Source organism: Micromonospora sp. PTRAS2, from assembly GCF_054052245.1.
This window is the reverse complement of record NZ_JBSWBU010000003.1, coordinates 693,599-717,554: the sequence shown is the minus strand read 5'-3', so window position 1 is coordinate 717,554 and position 23,956 is coordinate 693,599. Positions and strand designations below refer to the sequence as shown.

The following is a 23,956-nucleotide window of genomic DNA, read 5'->3' as shown; positions in this document are numbered from 1 at the left end:
TGCGCATTCGGTATGGTCGTCACCCGTGACCGCTGTGCAGGATGTCCAGCTCGACGAGCTGGACGCGCGACTGATCGAACTCTTCGCCGAGGAACCCCGGATCGGGGTGCTGGAGTGCTCCCGGCGGCTCGGGGTGGCCCGGGGCACCGTCCAGGCCCGCCTCGACAAGCTCGTCGACCGGGGGGTGATCGGCGGTTTCGGGCCGGACATCTCCCCGGCCGCGATCGGCTTCGCGGTGACCAGCTTCGTCACCCTGGAGATCAGCCAGCGGCTCGGGCACGACCCGGTGACCGCCCACCTCGCGGCGATCCCCGAGGTGCTGGAGGCGCACACCATCACCGGCTCCAGCGACCTGCTCTGCCGGATCGTCGCCCGCTCCAACGCCGACCTCCAGCGGGTCATCGACCAGATCGTGGCGTACGAGGGGATCCGGCGGGCGTCGACGATCATCGCGCTCGCCCAGCAGATCCCGTACCGGACGCTCCCCCTGGTCCGCTCCGCCGCCCGGGGAGAAGGAAGGGCCCCCTCCTAACGCCTTTTGTCGAGGAAGGGCCCCCTTTTAACACGCCGGTCACCGAGAAAGCGCCGCGACACGGCCGCACCGGCACTCGGGGCGGCGGTGATCGTCGTTACCGTGTCCGGTGTGGCGAAGGTGGGCGGCCTCAGGATGCGTGGCTGGTTCCTGCTCGGCCTCGTCACGGTGGTCGTCCTCGCCGTGGCCGGCGTGTGGAACCCGTGGCCGGGCGTGTGGGACTGGGTCGACCGCAGCGAGCCCATCTCCGAGCCCGACGTCATCTGGCAGCAGCGCGTAGGCGGCACCCCGAAGAGCGTCACCATCGCCGGCGACACCGTGATCGTCGAGCAACGCACCCGGGTCGAGGCGCGCAGCCTCGCCACCGGCGCGCAGCTGTGGGACCGCAAGGCCGACTGGGCCGCCGTGGCCGGCGGGGACCGCGACCCCGTCGTCGCCGTGGGCAAGCTCCTGGTCAAGGGGTACGAGGTGCTCGACCCCACCACCGGCGCGACCCGCCGCCGCGACGGCGACGCGGTGGCCGTGTGGACGTACCGGAACCTGCTGCTCGACGCCCACTGCGTCGAGGCGACCGACTGCACGCTCAGCGCCTGGGACCCGCGCGGCACCGCGCCGCTGTGGACGGCGTTCCTGCCCGGCGTCAGCACCGGCCTCTTCGCCGACAACCCCGACCTGCTCGGCACCCGCCGGCTCACCGCCAACCGGATCGACGCCGGGGCGGCCGGGCCGGAGCCGGTCCCGCCGCTGCTCGGCTTCCCCGTCGACGGCCGGGTGCACGTGGTGGACACCGCCACCGGCCGGGTGCTCCAGAACGTCGAGCCCGGCCGCGACGAGCGGCTCGCCGTGGTCGGCGGCCGGATGCTGCGGATCAGCGCGGTCGGCCGGGACGGCGCGTGCGCGTTCACCCTCACCGCGCACGACCCGACCACGGGCAAGCAGGTGTGGCGGCGCACCGGGATCAACCTGCGCACCGCCGACAGCGCCGGCTGTGTGCAGCGGGAGGACCCGCAGGGCGCGCGGAACGTGCTGATCGGCGTGGCCCCGGACGGCCGCGAGGCGGTCATCGACGGGTACGACGGGCGGCTGCTCCAGGTCAACGACGAGGGGCAGAAGCTGATCGCCGTCGACGACCGGTACGCGCTGCTGCGTACCGCCGACAAGCGCTCCATCGTCGCCCGGGAGTTGGGCGCGGACCGCACCCGGTGGACCCGGGCGACCGGCGAGAAGAACGGCGCGACGCTCACCCCGTACGCGGCGGTGCTCACGCAGGAGAAGCCGAACCGGCTGATCGCGCTGGACCCGCGTACCGGAAAGGAGCTGTTGGTGCTGCGGACCTCGGCCAACGCCCTGGCCGTGGGCCCGGCGGGCATGGTCATCGGCGAGGGCCGCGAGATCGGGTACGTCCGCTTCGGCGCGGGCGGCAGCGGGACCGCGCCCGGCGGCGACGCCGGGGTGCCCGGCCCCGGCAGCAGCGGCGGCGACCCCGGCGGCGACGCGCCGGGCGGCGGCGACGGGCCGGCCGACGAGGACCGCTGCGGCCCGAAGCGCGAGCTGTGCTGAGCGGCGTGGAGCCGGGCCGTTGAGCGCGGTCCGGCCGGGGTGCTGAGAGCGAGGTCCCTTCAGGCCCCCGTCGGGTGCGAGCGATCGACCGGTCTGCCCTAGGCTTTCCGCTCATGAGCAGTGCCGCCGCGTTCTCCTACGCTCCCTTGCTGCCGACCGGTCCCGACCAGACCGAGTATCGCCTGGTCACCGACGAGGGTGTCGACGTCGTCAACGGTCCGGGCGGGCGCCGGTTCCTCACCGTGGAGCCGGCCGCGCTGACCGCGCTGACCGCCGAGGCGATGCACGACATCGCCCACTTCCTGCGCCCCGCCCACCTGGCCCAGCTCCGGGCGATCATCGACGACCCGGCGGCCTCGCCGAACGACCGGTTCGTCGCGCTGGACCTGCTGCGCAACGCGAACATCGCGGCCGGCGGGGTGCTGCCGATGTGCCAGGACACCGGCACCGCCATCGTGATGGGCAAGCGCGGCCGGCACGTGCTCACCGACGGCGGCGACGCCGAGGCGATCTCCCGGGGCGTCTACCAGGCGTACACGAAGCTCAACCTGCGCTACTCGCAGCTCGCCCCGCTGACGATGTGGGAGGAGCGCAACACGGGCAGCAACCTGCCGGCGCAGGTGGAGCTCTACGCCGAGGACCCGGACGGGCACCCCGACGCGTACAAGTTCCTGTTCATGGCCAAGGGCGGCGGGTCGGCCAACAAGTCGTACCTCTACCAGGAGACCAAGGCGCTGCTGAACCCGACGCGGATGATGCAGTTCCTGGAGGAGAAGCTGCGGCTCATCGGCACCGCCGCCTGCCCGCCCTACCACCTGGCGATCGTCATCGGCGGCACCAGCGCCGAGTACGCCCTCAAGACCGCCAAGTACGCCTCCGCGAAGTACCTGGACGCCCTGCCCACGCAGGGCTCGATGACCGCGCACGGCTTCCGCGACCTGGAGCTGGAGGCGGAGGTGCTGGAGCTGACCCGCAACTTCGGCATCGGGGCGCAGTTCGGCGGGCGCTACTTCTGCCACGACGTGCGGGTCGTCCGGCTGCCCCGGCACGGCGCGTCGTGCCCGGTGGCGGTCGCCGTGTCCTGCTCCGCCGACCGGCAGGCCGTCGCCAAGATCACCCCGTCGGGCGTGTGGCTGGAGCGCCTGGAGACCGACCCGGCGCGCTACCTGCCCGACGTCACCGACGAGACCCTCGACGCCGAGCAGGTGGTGCGCGTCGACCTCAACCGGCCGATGGCCGAGATCCGCGCCGAGCTGTCGAAATACCCGGTGAAGACCCGACTGTCGCTGACCGGCCCGCTCGTCGTCGCCCGGGACATCGCGCACGCCAAGATCGCCGAGCGGCTCGACGCGGGCGAGCCGATGCCGCAGTACCTGCGCGACCACGCCGTCTACTACGCCGGCCCCGCCAAGACCCCCGAGGGGTACGCCTCCGGCTCGTTCGGCCCGACCACCGCCGGCCGGATGGACGCGTACGTGGAGAAGTTCCAGGCGGCCGGCGGCTCGATGGTGATGCTCGCCAAGGGCAACCGGTCAGCCCAGGTGACCCGCTCCTGCCAGCAGCACGGCGGCTTCTACCTCGGCTCCATCGGCGGCCCCGCCGCCCGCCTCGCGCAGGACTGCATCCGGCACGTCGAGGTCCTCGAATACGCGGAGCTGGGCATGGAGGCGGTCTGGAAGATCGAGGTGGAGGACTTCCCGGCCTTCATCGTCGTCGACGACAAGGGCAACGACTTCTTCGCCGAGGTCACCAAGCCGGTCCTCACCGTCGGCCGCCGCTGACCGCTCCCCGACCGGCCGCGCGCGCCTGCTCTCGCCGATCTTGCACTTTGGGCCCCCTGGATGGGTGCTTCGCCCCTTTTGTCGGGGCCGCAACTGCAAGATCGCGGAAGTGGGTGCGCGGGATGACGAAGGGGGCGCCGGGCGTGAGCCCGGCGCCCCTTCGGCGTACGGCGTGGGTCAGCTCGGGTCGATGAAGATGCTGTAGTACGCCGAGCCGGAGACGATCCCCGCCGCCGTGCGGCTGCGCACCGTCAGGCTGTGGCCGTACGGCGAGTCCGCCGCCCAGCTCACCCGGGCCGTGCCGGCCGCGCCCGCCGCCACGGTGACCTCCGCCCCGTCGTCGAACGAGTAGACGAACTCCGTGGTGCCCGGCAACTGGGCGGTGAACACGAACTCGCCCGTCTGCCCGACCACGGCACCGCCCTGCCAGCCGAACACGTCCGAGGTGACCAGCGGGCTCTCCGGGTCGACCCGGAACGAGTAGTACTGCGCGTCCGTGGTCACCCCGGCGGCCGTGCGCGCCCGTACCCGCAGCTCCACCCAGCCGCCGTAGGTGTTGTCGTACGCCGACGGCGTCCACTCGACGCTGGCGGTGCCGTCCGCGTTCGCCGCCACGGTCTGCTCCGGCTCGTCGCGGAACTGGTAGACGTACGAGGTGACGCCGGTGACCGAGGGGTGCGGGGCGAAGGTGAAGGTGCCGGGCACGCCCGGTCCGCCGCCGGTCATGTTGCGCGGGTACGCCTCGGACGCCACCGTCGGCGCGACCGAGGCGGGATAGAACGCCAGGCCGATCGGGTCGGACTCCACCCCGGCGCTGGTCCGGCTGAACACCTCGATCGTGTGGTGACTCGCATCGGCCGGCGTGTACGAGATGGTCGCGCTGCCGTCCGCGCCCGCGGCGACGGTGTGCGGGTCGCCGTAGTCGAACGCGTAGACGTACTCGGTGACGTCGGCCATCGCCGGCTTGAAGGTGAAGCTGCCCTCGGTGCCGGCCGGCGCGCCCGGCGTTCCGTCGAACGGCCAGTCCCCGGAGGTGACGAATGGGGCGGTGCGCACGGAGAACGTGAAGCCGGCGTCGCCGGAGAGCACCCCGTCGCGGGTGCGGCTGCGCACGTGCACCGTGTTGCGCACCACCGTCGGCGTGACCGTCACCGTGGCCGCCCCGGCAGCGTCCGCCGCCACGGTCCGCTGGGTGCCGTCGTTGAGCGACCAGACGTACTCGACCACGTCCGTCATGTTCGGCGCGAACGTGAGCTCGCGCGGCTGCCCGAGCCAGCCGTCGGGGTTGCCGTCGGTGACGGTCGGGGCGGTGTTGCGCACCCAGAACTCGTAGCGGGTCTGCGGCGAGGGGTTGCCCGTGCGGTCCACGGCCTGCACGTAGAGCCAGTCCGGGCCGTACCGCTCGGGGGCGTAACTGACCGTGGCGGTGCCGCCTGGGCCGGCGGCGGCGTAGGTGGTGAGGCCGGAGCGGCCGTACCAGAATCCGGCGACGTCGTCGGCGGCGCTGGTGAAGGTGAAGTCACCGGCGATCCCCGGGCCGCCGTGGCCGGGGAAGCCCGGGTCGGCCGGGTAGTCGGCGGAGGCCACCGTGGGCGCGGGCGGGCGGACCGTGTCCACGGTGAACCGGCACTCCGGCGACCAGCCGGAGGCGGCGTGCTCGTCGGCGGCGCGGACCGCGAAGGCGTACGTGCCGCCGTCGACCAGCAGGCCGCCGGGCAGCGTATACGGGATCGTGGCCGGGGCGTACCAGACGGAGGAGGTCCACTCGGTCCGCTCGGCGGGCCGGTCGACCGGCCACCAGGCGAAGGTGGCCCGCACCTGATCCCCGGCGTACGGCTCCAGCCTGTCCGGGTCGGTCACCTCGGCGGTGAGGACCGGCGTGGTGGTGCCGACCAGCAGCCCGTCGGCGCAGGCCCGGCCCGAGACGCTCAGCTTGCCCGGCACGTCGGGCGCGCCGTTCGCCTGCAGCGAGACGCCCGGCTTCTCCATCCGCCGCCCGAAGTGCTTGTTGCCCTCGTGGTCGCCGGCGATCCGGGCCATCAGCGTGAGCGAGTCGCGGCCGTCGGCGACGGCCTGCCGGAACACGTCGGTGACGCCCAGCTCCAGGTAGCCGGCCGGGCAGGGCGCGGTGGGACCGACATCGCCGACCTTCTCGCGTACGGCGGGCGCGGTGTTCCAGGTGGGCGGGGCCGCCGGGGTGTCGGTGCGCCACAGCTCCAGCTCGCGCGGCTTCGTGCAGTCGGCGACCGAGGACTCCCCGGTGACGACCTGGGCGAAGATGACCTCCTTGCCCCGGTACGGGGTGAGGTCGAAGGTGAAGTAGGCCCGCGAGGTGTGCTTCACCCCGTCGGCCTGCCACGTGCCGACGGGCACGTCGGCGGCGGTAGTGGGGAAGGCGACGGTGGGCTGCCGGGCGTCGGTGTAGCTGACGCTGGTGGGCAGGACGTACCGGGTCACGCCGGCACTGGCCGGCGCGGCGGTCACGACCAGCGCGCCGGAGGCGGCGAGCAGGCCGGCGAGGCCGATGGTGGTCACGCGGCGCGGTGTGCGCCGCGGGCGTCCGGAACGAACGCCGGTGGAACCCCCGTTGAACTGCAAGTCACGCCCTTTCGTGGAAGGCAACGATTCCATGATCTTAATTACGTGACTGGCTCCGCGCCTTCGACTTTCGGCCCGCCCGTCCGCCTGGGCGGGCGATCATCTGCGGGCCGGCGGCGGGCGGGGCAGGATGGTGTGCGTGACGACTCCAGAAGCAGCGGGCTACCGGATCGAACGCGACTCGATGGGCGAGGTGGAGGTGCCCGCCGAGGCGCTGTGGCGGGCGCAGACCCAGCGCGCGGTGCAGAACTTCCCGATCTCCGGCCGGGGCATCGAGCCGGCCCAGATCAAGGCCCTGGCCCAGATCAAGGGCGCGGCGGCGCAGGTCAACGGCGAGCTGGGCGTGATCGACGCGGAGGTGGCCGCCGCGATCGCCACCGCCGCCGCGCACGTGGCCGACGGCGGCTACGACGACCAGTTCCCCATCGACGTGTTCCAGACCGGCTCGGGCACCTCGTCGAACATGAACACCAACGAGGTCATCGCCACCCTGGCCAGCCGGGAGCTGGGCCGGGACGTGCACCCCAACGACGACGTCAACGCCTCGCAGTCCAGCAACGACGTCTTCCCGTCCTCCATCCACCTGGCGGCGACGCAGTTCATCGTCGAGGACCTGCTGCCCTCCCTGACCCACCTCGCCGGTGCGCTGGAGACCAAGTCGGCCGAGTTCGAGACCGTGGTCAAGGCCGGCCGCACCCACCTGATGGACGCCACGCCCGTCACCCTCGGCCAGGAGTTCGGCGGGTACGCCGCCCAGGTCCGCTACGGCGTCGAGCGGCTGGAGACGGCGCTGCCCCGGCTGGCCGAGCTGCCGCTAGGTGGCACCGCCGTCGGCACCGGCATCAACACGCCGCTCGGCTTCGCAGCCGCCGTGATCGCCAAGCTGCGCGAGTCCACCGGCCTGCCCCTGAGCGAGGCGCGCAACCACTTCGAGGCGCAGGGCGCGCGGGACGCGCTGGTGGAGACGTCCGGGCAGCTCCGCACCATCGCCGTCGGCCTCTACAAGATCGCCAACGACATCCGGTGGATGGGCTCCGGCCCCCGCGCCGGCCTGCGCGAGCTGCGCATCCCCGACCTCCAGCCCGGCTCGTCGATCATGCCGGGCAAGGTGAACCCGGTCGTCGCCGAGGCCGTGCGGCAGGTCTGCGCCCAGGTCATCGGCAACGACGCGGCGGTGGCCTTCGCCGGCTCGCAGGGCGACTTCGAGCTGAACGTCATGCTCCCGGTGATGGCCCGCAACCTGCTGGAATCGATCAAGCTGCTGGCCGCGTCGAGTCGCCTGCTCGCCGACCGCTGCGTGGCCGGCCTGGTCGCGAACGCGGACGTCTGTCTCGCGTACGCCGAGGGCTCGCCGTCGATCGTCACCCCCCTCAACCGCCACCTCGGGTACGACGAGGCCGCCTCGATCGCCAAGGAGGCGCTGGCCAAGGAGATGGCGATCCGGGACGTGGTTATCGCCCGGGGGCACGTGGCCAACGGCAAGCTCACCGCCGAGCAGCTCGACGAGGCCCTCGACCTGCTCCGGATGACCCACCCCTGACGCTCACCGGTCGGGATGGTTGCCGGTGCCGGTGCCGGTGCCGGTGCCTGTGCTGGGGCCAGGGCGCGGCGCAGGCCCGGCACAGCCAGAGCGGCCGAAGCGCCGCGTGCGGGGTCGGCGGGGGTACGACTCGTCGGTCGCGCGCGGGCCGGGACATGGAGCGGCCTCCCTAGGGAGCTGAGTCATCTGCGTCATCGCGCCCTGGTCGGGGACGCCCGGCCGGGGGAGCGGGGCGGTCCCCGGGCGGGCGACGGGGCCGGGGGATAGGCCACTTTGGCCGTCCGCCCTTCACAGTCTGGTGATCGGGTCGCTACTTTCGGAAGCGTCTCCGGCCGTTGCGAGAGCCGGGGTGTTCCGGGCGTCTCCGCAGGTGGCGGCGCATCGGAGTGGATCACCGTGAGGGTGGAGGGCCCGCCCGCTCCCAAATGCCTGGAGCTGTTCGATGAGGCGCTCGACACCGGCGGCCTCTTCGGTCGCATGCTCGCCGGGCTGGTAACCCTCGGCAAGGCCCAGGTCTGGCTGCGCGGTTGGCGGGTGATCCTGGACCAGGCCCGCGCGCTGCGCTGGTTCGATCCGCTGCACGTGCCCGGCCTCTTCCAGACCGAGGCATACGCCCGCGCCGTCTTCGAAGCAGACGACCTGCTCGATGCCGAGGCGGTGCAGCGCCGGCTTGACGGTCGGATGGAGAGCCAGGCAGTCCTCTACGGAGACCGTCAGCCCCGTGTCGTCGCGGTGGTCGACGAGTCCGTGCTCCGGTGCCGCGTCCGCAGTCGCAAGATCATGTGTGACCAGGCGTCGCATCTTGCGTGGCTGGCCACGGAGCATCCGGGGGTGCGGGTACACGTGGTGCCCTGCACGGCCGAGGAGAATCCGGGCCTGAATGGACCGTTCATCCTCGCGACGCTGTCCGACGACGTCGAGTTGGCTTTCCTCAGTGGTCAGATCGGCGGGCAGGAACTGGACAAGCCCGAGGATCTGCGTCGTCTCCAGCGGACCTGGGAGGCTACCCTCGGCGCGGCGTTGCCCCCGCAGGAGTCGATCGATCGGTTGAGGAAAGTGGCGGAGTCATGGAGTTGATGGGTGCCCACTGGCGGAAGAGCAGCCGCAGCGGGTCGAACGACCAGTGTGTGGAGGTGGCGACGGATCTTCCCGGGGTGGTCGGGGTGCGGGACAGCAAGGACCGTTCGGGGCCGGCGCTGACCGTCGACGCGCACGCGTGGCGGGCCTTCGTCGCGGCGGTCCCCCGCTGACCGGCCAAGCGGTGCCCGGACCGGAGGTCCTGGACCGCCTCGCCCAGGAGCGGATCGTCTGGCTGTGCACGGTGCGGCCGAACGGCTCGCCGCACGTCACGCCGGTCTGGTTCCTGTTCCGAGGCGACGAGTGGTGGATCTGGACACAGGAGCGGAACCGCAAGGTCCGTAACATCATCGTCGATCCCCGGGTGTCGCTGGCGCTGCCCGATGGCAAGTTCCCGGTCGTCGCCGAGGGTGCGGCCGTGATCGTGCGCCAGCCGTTCCCCGAGTGGGTCGACGACGGGTTCCGCCGCAAGTACGACTGGGACGTCACCGCCCCGGCCGGGCCCGCCGGGGAGAACGTCCTGATCCGGGTCCCCGTCACCCGCTGGCTGATGGCCGGCAGCGCCTCGTGACCGCCGGTCGGCCGGTTGATCGACTTCATGTCGGCGACATGGCGGTATCGGGCGGGTCGGGATACCGCCACCCGCCCGACATGATCTTCAGCGTGAAGGGGGTGGCGGGGATGACGGGGGTCGACGGGTCCGGGGCGGTCCTGCTGGAGACGGGGCGGCTGCGGCTGCGCCGGTTCACGGAGGCCGATGCCGACGCCCTGACGGAGCTGGACTCGGACCCGGAGGTCATGCGCTACCTGACCGGTGGCCAGCCGACCCCGGCCGACGTGGTCCGGGGCGAGCTGCTGCCCCGCCTCCTGGCCGGGTACGACCGGTGCCCCGGCCTGGGCCGGTGGGCCGCCGTCGACCGGGCGACGGGGACGTTCCTGGGCTGGTTCGCCCTGGACGCCCCGGCGGCGGAGCCCTCGCCCGGGGCCGCCGCCCCGCAGGCAGGCGTGCGGCCCGAGGCAGGTCCCCCGGCGGCGGAGCCCGTGCCCGGGGCCGCCCCGCAGGCAGGCCTGTGGCCCGGGGCGGGTGCCCCGGAAGCGGAGCCCGTGCCCGGGGCGGATGCCCCGCAGGCAGGTCCCCTGCCCGGGCCGGCAGCGGGGGCAGCACCACCGGCGGCTGCACCACCGGCGGGGGCGCAACCGGCGGCGGCGCAACCGGTGACGCAGGCCGAGTTGGGGTACCGGCTGCGGCGGGCGGCGTGGGGGCGCGGCCTGGCCACCGAGGGGTCCCGTGCCCTGCTCCGGTACGCGTTCGCCACCGTCGGCCTGGCCCGGGTGTGGGCGCAGACGATGGCGGTCAACACGCCCTCCCGGCGGGTGATGGAGAAGGCCGGACTGCGGTACGTGCGCACGTTCCACCTCGACTGGGACGACCCGATCGAGGGCACCGAGCACGGCGAGGTCGAGTACGAGCTGCTCCGCGCGGAGTGGGCGGCGCGCGAGGCCGGTTGATCGACTTCATGGCGGGCAGGTGGCGGTATCCAGCGGCCGGGATACCACCACCCGCCCGACATGATGTTCAGCCCAGCCGGGGCCGGGCGGCGGCCCGGCGGGCCCGGTAGGCGGTGACCGCCGCGCGGTTGCCGCACCCGGCGTCGCAGTACCGGCGGGACCGGTTCTTGGACAGGTCCACCAGCACGTTGTCGCAGTCGGGGTGATCGCACACGCGCAGCCGGCTCAGCTCGTCGCCGCGTACGAGGTCGGCGAGGGCCATCGCGGCCTCGACGGCCATCCGGGTGGGCAGCGGCGCGTCCCTCGGCACGGCGTGCAGGTGATACGGCTCGTCGTCGTGGCGGATGAGCTGCGGCAGCGCCCCGGCGTCGCGCAGCAGCGCATTGACGGTGGCGACGACCTCGTCGGTGTCGGCGTACCAGATCCGGCGCAGCCGGGGGCGCAGGTCCCGGACGGCCCGCAGCTCCGCGTCGGTGCGTTCGTGCCGGCCGGTCCAGCCGTGCGTGGCGAGGAACGCGTCCAGGGCCGCCACGTCGGGCAGCGCCTCGCCGTGGCTGCCCCCGGTGTTGACCAGCGCGGCGGCGGCGATCAGCGCGGGCTCGGTGTCATGGGCGAAAAGCAATTTGACTCCTGTCGGCCGACCGACCTAGCGTCACGAGCATAAAGCTACTTGACTCATGACGTCCCGAGGAGAGTCGATGCGTCAACGACCCACCGGCGTCGGTCTCGGCCTGGCACTGCTGTCGGCCGTCACCTTCGCCACCTCGGGCACCTTCGCCCGGTCGCTGATCGAGGCCGGGTGGTCCGCGGAGGCCGTGGTGATCGCCCGGGTCGGCAGCGCCGCCGCCGTCCTCGCGGTGCCGGCGGTGCTGGCCCTGCGCGGCCGGTGGGACGTGCTGCGGCGCAACCTCGCCTCCGTGGGCGCGTTCGGGCTGCTCGCCGTCGCCCTGGCGCAGGCGTGCTTCTTCAACGCCGTGCGCTACCTCCCGGTCGGGGTGGCGCTGCTGCTGGAATATCTGGGCATCATCCTCGTGGTCGGCTGGATGTGGGCGGTCCACGGGCAGCGCCCCCGCCGGCTGACCGTGGCCGGGTCGGTGGCCGCGCTCGCCGGCCTCCCCGCCGTGCTGGACGTCACCGGCGGCGGTCGCCTCGACCCGGCCGGCGTGCTCTGGGGGCTGGGCGCGGCCGTCGGCCTCGCCGGCTACTTCGTGATCGCCGGGCGACTCGACGACGGCCTGCCTTCGGTGGCGATGGCCAGCGCCGGCATGGGCGTCGGCGCGGCGGCCCTGCTCGTGCTCGGCCTCGCCGGGGCGCTGCCGCTGCGGGCCACCTTCGGCGAGGTGACCTTCGCGGGGCAGCGCACGAGCTGGCTGGTGCCCATCGCCGGCCTCTCGCTGGTCGCGGCGGTCGTCGCGTACCTGACCGGGATCGCGGCGGCCCGGATCCTCGGGGCCCGGCTGTCGTCGTTCGTCGGGCTGACCGAGGTCATGTTCGCGGTGCTCATCGCCTGGCTGGTGCTGGGCGAGCTGCCGACCGTGGTGCAGCTGCTCGGCGGCGCCCTGATCGTCGCCGGGGTCGCCCTGGTCCGGATCGACGAACTGCGCGAGGCGCGGGCCCTCGGCCGGTCGCCCGCCCGCCCCGCCGAACCCGCCCTCGCGGCCGAGGCATGACCAGCCGCCATCGCGCCGTCCGGGCCGGCGGCCGGCACCCGGTCGGGGTCGGCCGGGCCCGTACCGGCACGCCCAGCCCGGGGGAACAGGGCCGACGTGGCCCGGGGCCCGGCTCGGTGGCACCCTTGCCGGCATGCTGACCCACGTCGTGTTCGACGCCGACGAGACCCTGCTCGACCTGCGCCCGGCGGTCACCGGCGGGCTGGAGGCCGTACTCGAGGAGATGCGGCGGCTGACCCCGGCGGCGGCCGAGGTCACCCTCGCGGACCTGGAGTCGGACTGGGGTGCGGTCTTCGGGGCGCTGAGCGCCGCGCCGGTCAACGAGATCCGGCGGGCCGCGCTGGCCCGGTCGCTCGCCCGGGCCGGCCTCGACGCGCACCTCGACGACCTCGCGGCGCTCTTCTTCGCCCGGCGCTTCGCGCTCACCCGGCCGTTCCCCGACGCGCTGCCCGCGCTCGCCGCCCTGCGCCCGCGCTACACCCTGGGCTACGCCACCAACGGCAACAGCCGCGCCGAACGCTGCGGGCTCACCGGCGAGTTCACCTTCGAGGTGTACGCGCACGAGAACGGCCTGCCGAAGAAGCCCGCCCCCGAGTTCTTCGCCGCCGTGGTCGAGGCCGCCGGGGTGCCCCCGCGCCAGATCGTGTACGTCGGCGACTCGCCGAGCCACGACGTCGTCGCGCCCCTGCGGGCCGGGATGCGGGCGGTGTGGCTCAACCGCGGTGGGCTGCCCCGCCCGGAGGGCGTGCCGGCCGACGCGGAGGTGTCCACGCTGGCCGCCCTGCCGGACGTCCTCGACCGGTACGCCCGGGTCGAACTGAGCGGCGCGTAGGCCGCCCGGCCGGCGGGCCGCGAGCCCGCCCCGCCGGCCGGCCCGTCGACGTTGGATGACAGCGGGCCGACGAAAGCCTGATTGCCGTGTAATACGGACTCCCATCTAGCGGAACGCTCCCCGGTGGTATGGGATGGCTGCCACGTCCCTCAACGAGAGGATCTGATGTGGTGAGCAAGCGCTTCACCGCCGGTGCCGTCGCAACCGCAACGGCGTTGGCACTCACGGTGACCGGCGTGGTGGGCCCGGCCAATGCCGAGCCGACCGTGACCCGGGAGTTCACCGTCGTGGCGGAGTCCGGCGTCTCCGCCGACGCGGCGATCGCCGCGATCAAGGCCGCCGGTGGCACGGTCGTGTCCCGCACCGACGAGGTCGGCCTGTACCAGGTCACCAGCGACCGCGCCGACTTCGCCAGCCGGGCCGCCGCGAACGCCGCCCTGCTCGGCGCGGCCGAGAAGAAGGCCATCGGCCGCAAGCCGAAGCTCGACCGGGTCGAGCAGGAGAACCTCCTCGCCCAGGCCAAGGCCAAGGCGAAGGGTGCCCCCGCCAAGCGGGGCGCGAAGCTGGACCCACTGGACGACAAGCTCTGGGGCCTGGGCATGATCCGGGCCGACAAGGCGCGCAAGGTGGAGCCGGGCGACCGTCGGGTCACCGTCGGCGTCCTCGACACCGGCCTCGACGCCAGCAACCCCGACCTGGCGGCGAACTTCAGCTGGTCACTGTCGCGCAACTTCGCCCCCGACATCCCCGAGGTCGACGGCGAGTGCGAGGTGGCGAGCTGCCTCGACCCGGTCGGCACCGACGACGGCGGGCACGGCACCCACGTCGCCGGGACCATCGGCGCCGCCGCCGACGGCTTCGGCCTCTCCGGCGTCGCCCCGAACGTGACCCTGGTCGAGCTCAAGGGCGGTCAGGACTCCGGCTACTTCTTCCTCGACCCGGTCGTCAACGCCCTGGTCCACGCCGGCAAGGTCGGCCTCGACGTGGTCAACATGTCGTTCTACGTCGACCCGTGGCTCTACAACTGCACGGCCAACCCGGCCGACTCGCCGGAGGCCCAGGCCGAGCAGCGGGCGACCATCGAGGCCATGACGCGGGCGCTCAACTATGCGCACCGCAAGGGCGTCACCCTGGTCGGCTCGCTCGGCAACAACCACGAGGACCTGGGCGCCCCGCGCACCGACTTCTCCAGCCCCGACTACGGCGCCGACCCGTACGAGCGGCCGATCGACAACGCCAGCTGCTGGGACTTCCCGGTGGAGGGCCCGCACGTGATCGGCGTGTCGGCGGTCGGCCCGTCCGGCAAGAAGGCCGACTACTCGAACTACGGCACCGAGCAGATCGCCGTCGCCGCGCCGGGTGGCTGGTACCGCGACGGCTACGGCACCGACACCTACCGCCTCGACTCCAACATGATCCTCTCCGCGTACCCGAAGCACGTCCTCCAGGAGGAGGGCTCCGTCGACGAGAACGGCAACATCGTCGCCGGCTTCGAGGAGTCGGTGTTCAAGGAGTGCAAGGCCAACGGCGACTGCGGCTACTACACCTACCTGCAGGGCACCTCGATGGCGTCGCCGCACGTCAGCGGCGTCGCCGCGCTGATCGTCAGCAAGTACGGCAAGAAGGTCAAGGGCGGTCTGGGCATGGACCCGGACAAGGTGGAGCGGCAGCTCTACCGCACCGCCGCCGAGCGCGCCTGCCCGGAGCCCCGGCTGCAGACCTACACCAACGAGGGCCGTCCGGCCGAGTTCGACGCCTTCTGCGCCGGTAGCTCGACGTTCAACGGCTTCTACGGTCACGGCATCATCGACGCGTACGCCGCGGTGACGACCCGCATGTGACATCCCGGATCCTCTCCGGCTGGGCCCGGGTGACCACGGTCGCCCGGGCCCTCGCGCGTTTCCGGCCGCGGGCTTAGCTGGCGTCGCTGGCGTCGCTGGCGTCGCGCCATGTCGGCGACATGGCGGGGTCCAGGGGCCTGAGATGGCGCGATGTCGCCGACATGGCGGCGCAACCCGCCGCCCCGCCCCGCCCCGCCCCGTCGCGCCCCAGCTCAGGCCCAGGCACCGGCCCGTTTGGGGCCAGGTTGCCGGGTTGGGGGGCGGGTCATCGCCGCCAGCCTCGGGACACCAGGGCGGCGCGCACCTCGCGGACCACCGCCGGGAAGTCCCGGTGGAGGCGGCGGCTGGTCACGTGCAGCACGACCCAGCCCGCCCCGACGAGGTGGTTGAGCCGCTGGCGGTCGCGGTGCAGCTGCTCGGCGTCGGCGTGCCAGTGCCCGTCGTACTCGACGGCGACCCGGAAGGCCGGCCAGGCCAGGTCTGGGTGCAGGACCAGGCCCGACGCCAGCCGAACCGGGTGCTGGGTCACCGGGCGGGGCAGGCCGGCGAGCACCAGCCGCAACCGCAGCTGTGACTCCGGTGGCGACTGCGCGCCGCCGTCGGCGAGCCCGAACACCCAGCGGGCGCGCCGCCCGCCCGGCCGGTCGGCGTTGTGCTCGGTGACCGCCGTCAGGTCATCCCAGGTGACCAGCCCTCGGCCGAGCAGGCTGTCGACGATCGGCACCGCCTGGAACGGCTCCAGCCACACCGCCGTCTCCCATGCGGCCTGGGCCGGCTGCGTCCACCGCAGGGCCCCGACACCGGCGGCGGTCCCGTCGATGATGCCCAGCCCGGCGGCGGTCCGGTTGACGGTGCCCGGTTCGGCTGCGGTCCTGTCGGCGGCAGCCAGGTCGGCGGCGGTCGCGTCGATGATGCCCAGCCCGGCGGCGGTCCTTTCGACGGCTCCCTGGCCGGCGGTGGCGGGACCGAAGGCCGGGTCTGCGGCTGCGCCCGCCGCACCCGTCCGGCTCCCGGCTGGGTGGTCGTCGAGTGTCCGGCCGCCGCCCGCCCGGTCGTCGAGTGTCCGGCCGCCGCCCGCCTGGGTGGCTGGGCCGCCACCCACTGGCAAGAGCGCCGGAGCAGCGCCGAGAGTGTGCACCCGGATGCCGGGCTGTGAGTCGATCCGGGCCGACCGGGGGACGAGCACATGCACGTCGTCGGTGAACGAGGCGGCGTGTTCGACGCCGAGCAGGTAGGCCGCCGACGGGCCGGCGAGCACCGCCTCGGGCGGCAACCGCAGCACGGCGGCGCGGCAGGCCAGGCCGTGGTCTCGGTGGAGTCGGGCGTCGGCGTACACGTCCTGACGCAGGCGCAGCCAGGACGCGCCGCGGAGCTGGTGCCGGCTGAGCAGCCCGAGCCGGACGGCCTCCGAGCCGCGGAAGACCTGCCGGGCCAGGGCAGCGGGGCGGGAAGGTTGTGGGGGCATGTCGACCAGCGTCACCGTCCCGGTACGCCTGGCGACACCCCTGTGGACAACCGGCCACCTCGCCGGCTCCCCACCCTGTGGATAACCGCCCAACCCGCCCTCGGATGTGCTAGCGGGGACGCAGTGTCGGCGACGTGGGGGTATCCGGCGGCTGGGATGCCGCCATGTCGCCGACATGCCGGGCCCAACCAGCCCCACCGGCCCGGCCAAACCAGCCCTGCCCGGTCCCCGCCCTGCCCAGCCTGGTCCGCCCCCTGCCCTGGCCGGCTCGCGTCAGGGGGCCAGCGCCGCGCTGATCGCCGCCGCTGCCGCGAGCACCTGCTCGCCGACCGACTCCGGGTCCAGCGGGGCCAGCGCCACCACGCCGACGCTCGCCTCCAGCCCCGGCACGCCGAGCACCGGCGCGGCCACGCCGTACGCCCCGGGCTGCAACTCGCCGCTGGTGCTCACCGGGCCGGCGGATCCCGCGCGGGCGGCGAGGATGGCCCGCCCGGCCGCCCCCCGTTCCAGCGGATGCCGCGTCCCGGTCCGGTACGCCACGTGCAGCGACGTCCAGCTCGGCTCCACCACCGCCAGGGCGACCCCCTCGCCGCCCTCGACGACGGTCAGGTGCGCGGTCGCGCCGGCCTGCTCGGCGAGCCGCCGCAGGGCGGGCAGCGCCCCCTCGGCGAGCAGCGGCTGGGCCCTCCTCGCCAGGTGCAGCACGCCCGCGCCGAGCCGCAGCCGGCCGTCGCCGTCGCGGCGCACCATGCCGTGCCCGCTGAGCGCCCCGACCAGCCGGTAGACGGCCGCCCGGCCGATGCCCAGCCGGTTGGCCGCCTCGGTGACGGTCAGCCCGCCCGGCGCGTCGGCGACCAGGTGCAGCAGCCGCAGCCCCCGGTCCAGCGTCTGAGCTGTCTCACCACCGCGCTCACCACCGCGCGTGCCGTCGTCGGTCCGGGTCGTCGTGCGCTCCTGCCGCGCCGCCTCATCCACGAGGGGCAGCGTACGACCCGGCACGGGACGAACCGGGAACGCGGGGCGGCGGACGACCCGGCGCGGGGCGAACCGGCAACGTGTGGACGGCTACCCTGGAGCCGTGACGCTACGCCTGTATGACACCGCCACCCGATCGGTGCGGGACTTCGTCCCGCGGGAAGCCGGCAAGGTGGGGGTCTACCTGTGTGGTCTCACGCTCCAGGGTCCTCCGCACATCGGCCACCTCCGCTCCGGCGTCAACTACGACGTGCTGCGCCGCTGGCTGCTGGCCCGGGGCTTCGAGGTGCGGTTCATCCGCAACCTGACCGACATCGACGACAAGATCCTGGTGAAGGCCTGCGAGCAGGACCGGCCGTTCTGGTCGATCGCGTACGCCAACGAGCGGGCGCTGACCGCCGCCTACCGGTCACTGAACGTGCTGCCGCCGACGTACGAGCCGCGGGCCACCGGGCACATCCCCGAGATGCACGAGCTGATCGCGAAGCTGATCGACACCGGGCACGCCTACCCGGCCACCGACGGCTCGGGCGACGTCTACTTCGACGTGGCGTCCTGGCCGGCCTATGGCGCGCTGTCCGGGCAGTCGCCCGACGCGATGCAGGCCGCCGACGACGCCCCGGAGCGGGGCAAGCGCGACCCGCGCGACTTCGCCCTGTGGAAGGGCGCGAAGCCCGACGAGCCGGCCGACGCCTACTGGCCGTCGCCGTGGGGGCGGGGGCGGCCCGGCTGGCACATCGAGTGCTCGGCGATGTGCTGGCGTTACCTGGGCGAGGAGTTCGACATCCACGGCGGCGGGCTCGACCTGACCTTCCCGCACCACGAGAACGAGATCGCCCAGTCGCAGGCGGCGGGCCTGCCGTTCGCCCGCTACTGGGTGCACCACGGGCTGCTCGGCATCGGCGGGGCGAAGATGGGCAAGTCGCTCGGCAACGCCCTCGACCTGGCGTACGTCGCCTCGCTCGGGGTGCGCCCGATCGAGCTGCGCTACTACTACGCGGCGGCGCACTACCGGTCGCACATCGACTACACCGAGGACTCGCTGCGCGAGTGGGCCAGCGGGTTCCGGCGGATCGAGGGGTTCGTCCAGCGGGCCGCCGAGCGGGTCGGCCCCGGCGGGCTCGGCGAGCTGCCGGCCGGCTTCGTCGCGGCGATGGACGACGACCTGAACACCTCGGCCGCGCTCGCGGTGCTCCAGGAGGTGCTCCGGGAGGGCAACACCGCCCTGGCGACCGGCGACGATGTGACCGTCCGCACGGCGCTCGGCTCCGCGCGGGCGATGCTGGATATCCTCGGGATCGACCCCCTCGACGAGGCCTGGACCGGCGGCGGTCGCGTGGACGACCTGCGCGGCGTGGTCGACTCACTGGTCGCGCTGGCCCTGGAACAGCGCGCGCAGGCCCGCAGCCGCAAGGACTGGGCGGCCGCGGACGCCGTCCGCGACCAGCTCAAGCTGGCCGGCGTGGTGGTCGAGGACACCCCCCAGGGCCCCCGTTGGACTATTGGAGAGCAGGACTGATGGCCGGCAACTCGCAGCGCCGTGGCCGGCGACTGACGTCGAAGGCGGGTGCCCCCAAGGGCTCCGGCGGCAAGAACAAGGACTCTCTCGCGGGCCGGGGCAAGACCCTGCCCGCCGACGAGCGCCCCTGGCACAAGGCATACTCGGGCACCGAGAAGCTGCCCCAGCGCACCGCCTGGAAGCAGGACAAGGAGCGCCGGGCGGCGGCCGAGGAGGGGCGCACCCCGAAGGTCGGCAAGCCGGGCACCAAGGACACCACCTGGGGCCGGGGCGGCGGCCGGGGGGTGCCGACCCTGCGGGGCGGCGCCGGCGGCCGGGGCGGCAAGCCGGCCGGGCGCACCGGGCCCCGGGTCGCGCCGGGCCGCAAGTCCAACCCGGCGAAGGACAGCCCGGAGCTGCTGGTCGGGCGGAACCCGGTGCTGGAGTCGCTGCGCGCCCAGGTGCCGGCCACCGCGCTCTACACGGCCCACGGCATCGAGATCGACGACCGGGTCACCGAGATCGTCCGCACCGCCGCCGACCGGGGCATCGCCATCCTGGAGATCAGCCGGGCCGAGCTGGACCGGATGACCGGCGGCGTGCTGCACCAGGGCATCGGCCTGCAGGTGCCGCCGTTCGCGTACGAGCCGTTCGAGGATCTGGTGGCGGCGGCGCTGGAGCAGACGGCCCCGCTGCTGGTGGCCCTCGACGGGGTCACCGACCCGCGCAACCTCGGCGCGGTGATCCGGTCCGCCGCCGCGTTCGGCGCGCAGGGCGTGTTCGTGCCGGAGCGGCGGGCCGCCGGGATCACCGCGACGGCCTGGCGCACCAGCGCGGGCGCGGCGGCGCGGGTGCCCGTCGCCCAGGTCACCAACCTGACCCGGTCGCTGAAGGCGTGCCAGGACGCCGGGTTCATGGTCGTCGGCCTGGACGCCGACGGCGACACCGACCTGTACGACCTGGAGGCGGCCGTCGGCCCGCTGGTCGTGGTCGTCGGCTCCGAGGGGCGCGGGCTGTCCCGGCTGGTCGGCGAGACCTGCGACCTGACGGTGAGCATCCCGATGGTCTCCGAGGTGGAGTCGCTCAACGCCAGCGTCGCCGCGGCGGTCACCCTCGCCGAGGTGGCCCGCCGCCGGGCCGCGGAGTCCTGACCCGCCGCACCCGACCGACGCGCCGGGCCGTCCCCGCACCAGGGGGCGGCCCGTCGTGCGTCCGGCTCCGGCAGGCGTACGCGAAAGGGGCGGCCCGCCACCCGGCGGACCGCCCCTTTCGTGCTGCTGCGTCAGATCCGCTTGCCGGTGGCGGCGTTGAAGACGTGGGTACGCCCGGCGCGCGGCTTGACGAACACGGTGTCACCCATGTTCGGCATGGTGCGCCGGTCGGTGCGGACCACGAAGCGCTCGTTGTGGCCCTCCAGCGCGGCGTGGCCGTAAACGTTCGCGTCGGAGCCCAGGTCCTCGACCAGCTCGACCACGACGGGCATGCCGCCCTCGGTGGGGCTGACCAGGTCGCAGTCCTCCGGGCGGAACCCGACGGTGACCTTGTTGTTGCCGCCCTCGGCGCGGGCCGCCTCGGCCTGCTCGCGGGTCAGCGGGATGTTCATCTCGGCGAACGCCGCGCCCCGCTCGCTGAACGGGACGGTCTTGATGTTCATGGCGGGGGAGCCCATGAAGCCGGCGACGAAGACGTTGGCCGGGGTGTCGTAGAGCGCCCGGGGGGTGTCCACCTGCTGGAGGACGCCGTCGAGCATGACCGCCACCCGGTGACCCATGGTCATGGCCTCGACCTGGTCGTGGGTGACGTAGACGGTGGTGATGCCGAGCTTCGCCTGCAGCGACGCGATCTGGGTGCGGGTCTGCACCCGGAGCTTGGCGTCGAGGTTCGACAGCGGCTCGTCCATGAGGAAGACCTGCGGCTCGCGGACGATCGCCCGGCCCATCGCGACCCGCTGGCGCTGACCGCCGGAGAGGGCCTTCGGCTTGCGGCTGAGGTACTCCTCCAGCTGGAGCAGCCCGGCCGCCTCCTTCACCCGCCGGTCGATCTCGTCCTTGGGGGTCTTGCGCAGCTTGAGCGCGAACGCCATGTTCTCGTACACCGACATGTGCGGGTAGAGGGCGTAGTTCTGGAAGACCATCGCGATGTCGCGGGCCTTCGGCGGCAGGTGGGTGACGTCGCGGTCGTCGATGTAGATCGCGCCGTCGTCGACGTCCTCCAGGCCGGCGAGCATGCGCAGGCTGGTGGACTTGCCGCAACCGGAGGGGCCGACCAGGACCAGGAACTCGCCGTCCCCGATCTGGAGGTCGAGCTGGTTCACTGCGGGACGCTCGGTGCCCGCGTAGATGCGGGACGCCTTCGCGTAGGTGACCGTAGCCATGCTGGAGCGCTTCCTTTCACCGGCAGGAACGTGCCGGACGATCCGAGTGAAGGAGCGACCGGCGTCGTGTGACGCCGGCCATCGGGCGACACGCCGGGCAGCCGGGGCCGCCGGAAGTGTCATCCGTGTCACTGCACGGTAAACGCCTTTTCGTATCCTGCCAAGACATGAAGCATCGGGTGGGACGGACGGCATACGCATTCCGGTCAGTCGGGCACAGCCGGGCATCAATCTCCGCACGGTTTCGCCGGGCCGGCGACGAACTGTCGCCTCCCGGTTCGGAAAGATTGCGTTTTCCGTGCTCGGAGGGGCTGCCGAGGGGGATGTTCGCAGGTCTGTCGCTTATGCTGACCACGCACGATGCGCCCCTGTAGCTCAGCTGGCCAGAGCACTCGCCTTGTAAGCGAGATGTCGCCGGTTCGATCCCGGCCGGGGGCTCCAGTCCCACAAGGCGGTTCCGGCGTCCTGCCGGGCCGTCCCGGTGGCGTGACAGCAGCGGCGACCGTAGCGCGACGGGGGTGGGATGAGCCGCGCCGTGGAGGAGTCCAACCGGGCGATGCTGCGCGCCCGCGACGCCATGGACCGGTCGTACGCCCAGCCGTTGGACATTCCCGCCCTGGCGCGGATCGCGCACGTCTCGCCGGCGCATTTCATCCGCACCTTCCGGGCCACCTTCGGCGAGACCCCGCACCGCTACCTGCAACGTCGTCGGGTCGAGCGGGCCATGTACCTGCTGACCCAGACCGACCGGGACGTCACCGACGTCTGCTTCGCGGTGGGGTTCGCCAGCCTCGGGACGTTCAGCCGGACGTTCCACCGGATCGTGGGCGAGCCGCCGACGGCGTACCGGCGGGGCCGGGCCCCGGTGGACGTGCCCGCCTGCTTCGCCAAGGCCTGGACGCGACCCAGCAGTTTTGGATAAGCGGCAGGTCAGGGCGGTCGCATAGCGTTCCGGGCATGACGATGAACGCGATCAGCCGCTCCCAGATCTACGTGCTCGACCAGGACGAGGCGCTCGACTTCTATGTGGGCAAGCTCGGCCTGGAGGTCAACACCGACGCCGATCTCGGCTTCATGCGCTGGCTGACGGTCAACCTGCCGGGCGACCCGGAGCGGGAGATCCTGCTGGAGAAGCCGGGGCCGCCGGCCCTCGACCCGGCGACGGCCGAGCAGGTGCGGGAGCTGCTCACCAAGGGTGCGCTGGGCGGCTACCTCTTCATGACCACCGACGACGCGCAGAAGACGTACGAGGACCTGGTCGGCAAGGGCGTGGAGGTCACCGACGAGCCGACCGAGCGCCCGTACGGCATCGACTTCGGCATCCGGGACCCGTTCGGCAACAAGATCCGTATCGGGCAGATGTTCCCGCGCGGCTGAGCCCGTTCCCGTGTCGGCCGGGCCGGCGGGCGGCGGGGGCGCGGGTTAGCATCGCGCCTCCCGACCGGTGAGGTGACGATGGCGAGCCGCCTGCTCTTCCTGGCCCGGCACGGCGAGCAGGACCGGCCCGCCGACGGGCAGGACGGGCCCGACGGCGCTGCGGGCGACCCGCCGGAGGTCGGCCTCTCCGCCCGGGGCCGGCGGCAGGCGGAGCTGCTCGGCGAGCGGCTGCGCGGGGTGCCGTTCGCCGCCGTCCACCACGGGCCGCTGCCCCGGGCCGCGCAGACCGCCGGGCTGGTCGCCCGGTCGCTGCCCGGTGTCCCGGTGTACGCCACCGAGCTGGCCGGCGACCACCTGCCGCACGACACCGACCCGGCGGGCCTGCCCCCGGCGTACGCGAGGCTCCTGGCCGCCTACTCGCCGGCCGAGCGGGTCGACGGGCCGCGGCTGACGGCGGCGGCCGTGGCCCGGTTCGCCGCCGTGCCGGCCGACGGCGACGACCGGGTCCTGGTGGTCACCCACACCTTCCTGATCGCCTGGCTGGTGCGGCACGCGCTGGACGCGCCGCCGGGGCGCTGGCTCGGGCTGGGCCACCACAACGCCGGCCTGACCGTGATCCGTTACCACTCGGGCGGCCCGGCGACCCTGGTCGCGGTCAACGACGTGTCCCACCTGCCGCCGGACCTGCGGGCCACCGGCCTCCCGGCGGCCTACCGCTTCTGATCCCCCGGCGGGGCGTCGTCGCTGGCGATGGCCTCCACCCGGGTCAGCGGGCGGCCGTGAGCACGAACTCGGCCAGCGCCGACGCGGCCGGCGGCGGCGTGCCCGCGACCGGGCAGTCGGTCCAGTCGACCGTGGTGCCGCCGACGCTGACCCGGTATTCGAAGGCGTCGCCGCAACGACCGTCCCCGTCGTCGGTGCCGCCCTCGGCGATCCGGGGGGCGGCGGCGAGCTGCCGCAGCCGGTCGAGGTCGGCCCCGGTGAACCGGCCGGTCCGCCGTGCGCCGGCCCGGTCGACGGCCGTCCACCGGCCGTCCGGCTCGACGGTGACGGTGTCGTCCAGCCCCCCGTAGCCGCCGGAGCGCCGCACGACCACGCGGTCGGCGTCCACCGGGGCGGCGGTGCCGGTGGTCGCCGGGCCTCCGGTGGGCACCGCCGGGCCGGTGGTCGGCGCGCCCGGGGCGGGCGTCGGCCCGGTGACGCCGGAGGGGGCCGACGTGGGGGTGCCCGGGTCGCCGGCGGAGCATCCGACCGACGCCAGCGACGCGGTGACGGCGGCGGCGACGAGGACGGCGCGGAGGAGAGTCGATCTCATATTGGTGGGACG

21 protein-coding genes, 1 tRNA gene and 2 pseudogenes are annotated in these 23,956 nt (G+C 73.6%); 18 read left to right on the top strand and 6 right to left on the bottom strand.

Annotated elements, in window-relative coordinates:
* The first annotated feature begins 25 nt into the window (after positions 1 to 25).
* The 3 genes from ACVMYR_RS14110 (at position 26) to ACVMYR_RS14100 (ending at position 3,873) form a co-directional block, all read left to right on the top strand.
* Positions 26 to 532 carry an Lrp/AsnC family transcriptional regulator gene (locus ACVMYR_RS14110; protein WP_043965086.1) on the top strand — a complete coding sequence of 169 codons (507 nt, stop codon included), beginning with the start codon at positions 26 to 28 and terminating at the stop codon, positions 530 to 532.
* 135 nt (positions 533 to 667) lie between these two features.
* Complete coding sequence (locus ACVMYR_RS14105; protein WP_396789698.1) at positions 668 to 2,092, top strand: hypothetical protein; 1,425 nt, start codon at positions 668 to 670, stop codon at positions 2,090 to 2,092.
* Positions 2,093 to 2,205: 113 nt separating this feature from the next.
* Positions 2,206 to 3,873 (top strand): fumarate hydratase, encoded by a 1,668-nt coding sequence (locus ACVMYR_RS14100; RefSeq protein WP_396789641.1) that lies wholly within the window; start codon positions 2,206 to 2,208, stop codon positions 3,871 to 3,873.
* A gap of 177 nt (positions 3,874 to 4,050) precedes the next feature.
* Here the strand turns inward: ACVMYR_RS14100 and ACVMYR_RS14095 are convergent, their stop codons facing one another.
* The gene (locus tag ACVMYR_RS14095) at positions 4,051 to 6,408 is read right to left on the bottom strand and encodes a hypothetical protein (protein ID WP_457121967.1); all 2,358 of its coding nucleotides are present in this window, start codon (positions 6,406 to 6,408) and stop codon (positions 4,051 to 4,053) included.
* Between the two features lie 193 nt (positions 6,409 to 6,601).
* Between ACVMYR_RS14095 and ACVMYR_RS14090 the strand changes: the two genes are divergently transcribed.
* From ACVMYR_RS14090 to ACVMYR_RS14065, 6 genes and pseudogenes are all read left to right on the top strand, one after another.
* Positions 6,602 to 8,011 (top strand): class II fumarate hydratase, encoded by a 1,410-nt coding sequence (locus tag ACVMYR_RS14090; RefSeq protein ID WP_198956603.1) that lies wholly within the window; start codon positions 6,602 to 6,604, stop codon positions 8,009 to 8,011.
* A 396-nt stretch (positions 8,012 to 8,407) separates the two neighbouring features.
* Complete coding sequence (locus ACVMYR_RS14085; protein ID WP_457121966.1) at positions 8,408 to 9,088, top strand: DUF5753 domain-containing protein; 681 nt, start codon at positions 8,408 to 8,410, stop codon at positions 9,086 to 9,088.
* Positions 9,079 to 9,261 carry a DUF397 domain-containing protein gene (locus ACVMYR_RS14080; protein ID WP_457121965.1) on the top strand — a complete coding sequence of 61 codons (183 nt, stop codon included), beginning with the start codon at positions 9,079 to 9,081 and terminating at the stop codon, positions 9,259 to 9,261. The genes ACVMYR_RS14085 and ACVMYR_RS14080 overlap by 10 nt, the downstream gene beginning before the upstream one ends.
* 11 nt (positions 9,262 to 9,272) lie before the next feature.
* A complete protein-coding gene (locus ACVMYR_RS14075; RefSeq protein WP_457121964.1) occupies positions 9,273 to 9,659 on the top strand; it encodes a pyridoxamine 5'-phosphate oxidase family protein in 387 nt (128 codons plus the stop codon).
* Between the two features lie 38 nt (positions 9,660 to 9,697).
* Positions 9,698 to 10,048, top strand: a pseudogene (locus ACVMYR_RS14070) (GNAT family N-acetyltransferase); the annotation flags it as partial.
* Between the two features lie 264 nt (positions 10,049 to 10,312).
* Positions 10,313 to 10,597, top strand: a pseudogene (locus ACVMYR_RS14065) (GNAT family N-acetyltransferase); the annotation flags it as partial.
* 67 nt (positions 10,598 to 10,664) lie between these two features.
* On the opposite strand, the gene ACVMYR_RS14060 reads toward ACVMYR_RS14065, so the two are convergent.
* On the bottom strand, positions 10,665 to 11,219 hold the full coding sequence (locus ACVMYR_RS14060) for a CGNR zinc finger domain-containing protein (RefSeq protein WP_396789646.1): 555 nt from the start codon (positions 11,217 to 11,219) through the stop codon (positions 10,665 to 10,667).
* A gap of 76 nt (positions 11,220 to 11,295) precedes the next feature.
* Here ACVMYR_RS14060 and ACVMYR_RS14055 point away from each other — a divergent pair, with 76 nt between their 5' ends.
* From ACVMYR_RS14055 to ACVMYR_RS14045, 3 genes are all read left to right on the top strand, one after another.
* Positions 11,296 to 12,267, top strand: coding sequence for an EamA family transporter (locus tag ACVMYR_RS14055; protein WP_077938077.1), 972 nt, complete (start codon positions 11,296 to 11,298; stop codon positions 12,265 to 12,267).
* Positions 12,268 to 12,400: 133 nt separating this feature from the next.
* A complete protein-coding gene (locus ACVMYR_RS14050) occupies positions 12,401 to 13,099 on the top strand; it encodes an HAD family hydrolase (RefSeq protein WP_229404821.1) in 699 nt (232 codons plus the stop codon).
* Between the two features lie 170 nt (positions 13,100 to 13,269).
* Positions 13,270 to 14,940 carry a S8 family serine peptidase gene (locus ACVMYR_RS14045; protein WP_396789649.1) on the top strand — a complete coding sequence of 557 codons (1,671 nt, stop codon included), beginning with the start codon at positions 13,270 to 13,272 and terminating at the stop codon, positions 14,938 to 14,940.
* Positions 14,941 to 15,205: 265 nt separating this feature from the next.
* Here ACVMYR_RS14045 and ACVMYR_RS14040 read toward each other — a convergent pair whose 3' ends face one another.
* Positions 15,206 to 16,405 (bottom strand): hypothetical protein, encoded by a 1,200-nt coding sequence (locus ACVMYR_RS14040; RefSeq protein WP_457121963.1) that lies wholly within the window; start codon positions 16,403 to 16,405, stop codon positions 15,206 to 15,208.
* A gap of 273 nt (positions 16,406 to 16,678) precedes the next feature.
* Positions 16,679 to 17,290 (bottom strand): IclR family transcriptional regulator, encoded by a 612-nt coding sequence (locus tag ACVMYR_RS14035; protein ID WP_255705232.1) that lies wholly within the window; start codon positions 17,288 to 17,290, stop codon positions 16,679 to 16,681.
* Positions 17,291 to 17,483: 193 nt separating this feature from the next.
* Here ACVMYR_RS14035 and cysS point away from each other — a divergent pair, with 193 nt between their 5' ends.
* The gene (cysS, locus tag ACVMYR_RS14030; protein ID WP_091277942.1) at positions 17,484 to 18,899 is read left to right on the top strand and encodes a cysteine--tRNA ligase; all 1,416 of its coding nucleotides are present in this window, start codon (positions 17,484 to 17,486) and stop codon (positions 18,897 to 18,899) included.
* Entirely contained in the window at positions 18,899 to 20,029 is a 1,131-nt protein-coding gene (gene rlmB / locus ACVMYR_RS14025) for a 23S rRNA (guanosine(2251)-2'-O)-methyltransferase RlmB (RefSeq protein WP_077938083.1), read from the top strand. The genes cysS and rlmB overlap by 1 nt, the downstream gene beginning before the upstream one ends.
* Positions 20,030 to 20,160: 131 nt before the next feature.
* On the opposite strand, the gene ACVMYR_RS14020 is transcribed toward rlmB, so the two are convergent.
* Complete coding sequence (locus ACVMYR_RS14020) at positions 20,161 to 21,252, bottom strand: ABC transporter ATP-binding protein (protein ID WP_091277939.1); 1,092 nt, start codon at positions 21,250 to 21,252, stop codon at positions 20,161 to 20,163.
* 364 nt (positions 21,253 to 21,616) lie between these two features.
* Between ACVMYR_RS14020 and ACVMYR_RS14015 the strand changes: the two genes are divergently transcribed.
* The 4 genes from ACVMYR_RS14015 to ACVMYR_RS14000 all read left to right on the top strand — a co-directional run bounded on the left by ACVMYR_RS14015 (position 21,617) and on the right by ACVMYR_RS14000 (position 23,352).
* Positions 21,617 to 21,693 (top strand) — tRNA-Thr (locus ACVMYR_RS14015).
* Positions 21,694 to 21,775: 82 nt separating this feature from the next.
* Positions 21,776 to 22,174, top strand: a complete 399-nt coding sequence (locus tag ACVMYR_RS14010) for a helix-turn-helix domain-containing protein (protein ID WP_091277938.1) — start codon at positions 21,776 to 21,778, stop codon at positions 22,172 to 22,174.
* Between the two features lie 35 nt (positions 22,175 to 22,209).
* Positions 22,210 to 22,629 carry a VOC family protein gene (locus tag ACVMYR_RS14005; protein WP_091277935.1) on the top strand — a complete coding sequence of 140 codons (420 nt, stop codon included), beginning with the start codon at positions 22,210 to 22,212 and terminating at the stop codon, positions 22,627 to 22,629.
* A 78-nt stretch (positions 22,630 to 22,707) separates the two neighbouring features.
* Complete coding sequence (locus ACVMYR_RS14000) at positions 22,708 to 23,352, top strand: histidine phosphatase family protein (RefSeq protein ID WP_457121962.1); 645 nt, start codon at positions 22,708 to 22,710, stop codon at positions 23,350 to 23,352.
* Positions 23,353 to 23,395: 43 nt separating this feature from the next.
* On the opposite strand, the gene ACVMYR_RS13995 is transcribed toward ACVMYR_RS14000, so the two are convergent.
* Positions 23,396 to 23,944, bottom strand: a complete 549-nt coding sequence (locus ACVMYR_RS13995) for a hypothetical protein (RefSeq protein WP_457121961.1) — start codon at positions 23,942 to 23,944, stop codon at positions 23,396 to 23,398.
* Positions 23,945 to 23,956 lie beyond the last annotated feature (12 nt).

Bases quoted from the DNA above. Each gene is read 5' to 3' on its own strand.
- ACVMYR_RS14105 (WP_396789698.1), top strand. From the start codon at position 668: ATGCGTGGCTGGTTCCTGCTCGGCCTCGTCACGGTGGTCGTCCTCGCC.
- ACVMYR_RS14100 (WP_396789641.1), top strand. From the start codon at position 2,206: ATGAGCAGTGCCGCCGCGTTCTCCTACGCTCCCTTGCTGCCGACCGGT.
- ACVMYR_RS14090 (WP_198956603.1), top strand. From the start codon at position 6,602: ATGGTGTGCGTGACGACTCCAGAAGCAGCGGGCTACCGGATCGAACGC.
- ACVMYR_RS14080 (WP_457121965.1), top strand. From the start codon at position 9,079: ATGGAGTTGATGGGTGCCCACTGGCGGAAGAGCAGCCGCAGCGGGTCG.
- ACVMYR_RS14055 (WP_077938077.1), top strand. From the start codon at position 11,296: ATGCGTCAACGACCCACCGGCGTCGGTCTCGGCCTGGCACTGCTGTCG.
- ACVMYR_RS14050 (WP_229404821.1), top strand. From the start codon at position 12,401: ATGCTGACCCACGTCGTGTTCGACGCCGACGAGACCCTGCTCGACCTG.
- ACVMYR_RS14040 (WP_457121963.1), bottom strand. From the start codon at position 16,405: ATGCCCCCACAACCTTCCCGCCCCGCTGCCCTGGCCCGGCAGGTCTTC.
- rlmB (WP_077938083.1), top strand. From the start codon at position 18,899: ATGGCCGGCAACTCGCAGCGCCGTGGCCGGCGACTGACGTCGAAGGCG.
- ACVMYR_RS14020 (WP_091277939.1), bottom strand. From the start codon at position 21,252: ATGGCTACGGTCACCTACGCGAAGGCGTCCCGCATCTACGCGGGCACC.
- ACVMYR_RS14010 (WP_091277938.1), top strand. From the start codon at position 21,776: ATGAGCCGCGCCGTGGAGGAGTCCAACCGGGCGATGCTGCGCGCCCGC.
- ACVMYR_RS14005 (WP_091277935.1), top strand. From the start codon at position 22,210: ATGACGATGAACGCGATCAGCCGCTCCCAGATCTACGTGCTCGACCAG.
- ACVMYR_RS14000 (WP_457121962.1), top strand. From the start codon at position 22,708: ATGGCGAGCCGCCTGCTCTTCCTGGCCCGGCACGGCGAGCAGGACCGG.
- ACVMYR_RS13995 (WP_457121961.1), bottom strand. From the start codon at position 23,944: ATGAGATCGACTCTCCTCCGCGCCGTCCTCGTCGCCGCCGCCGTCACC.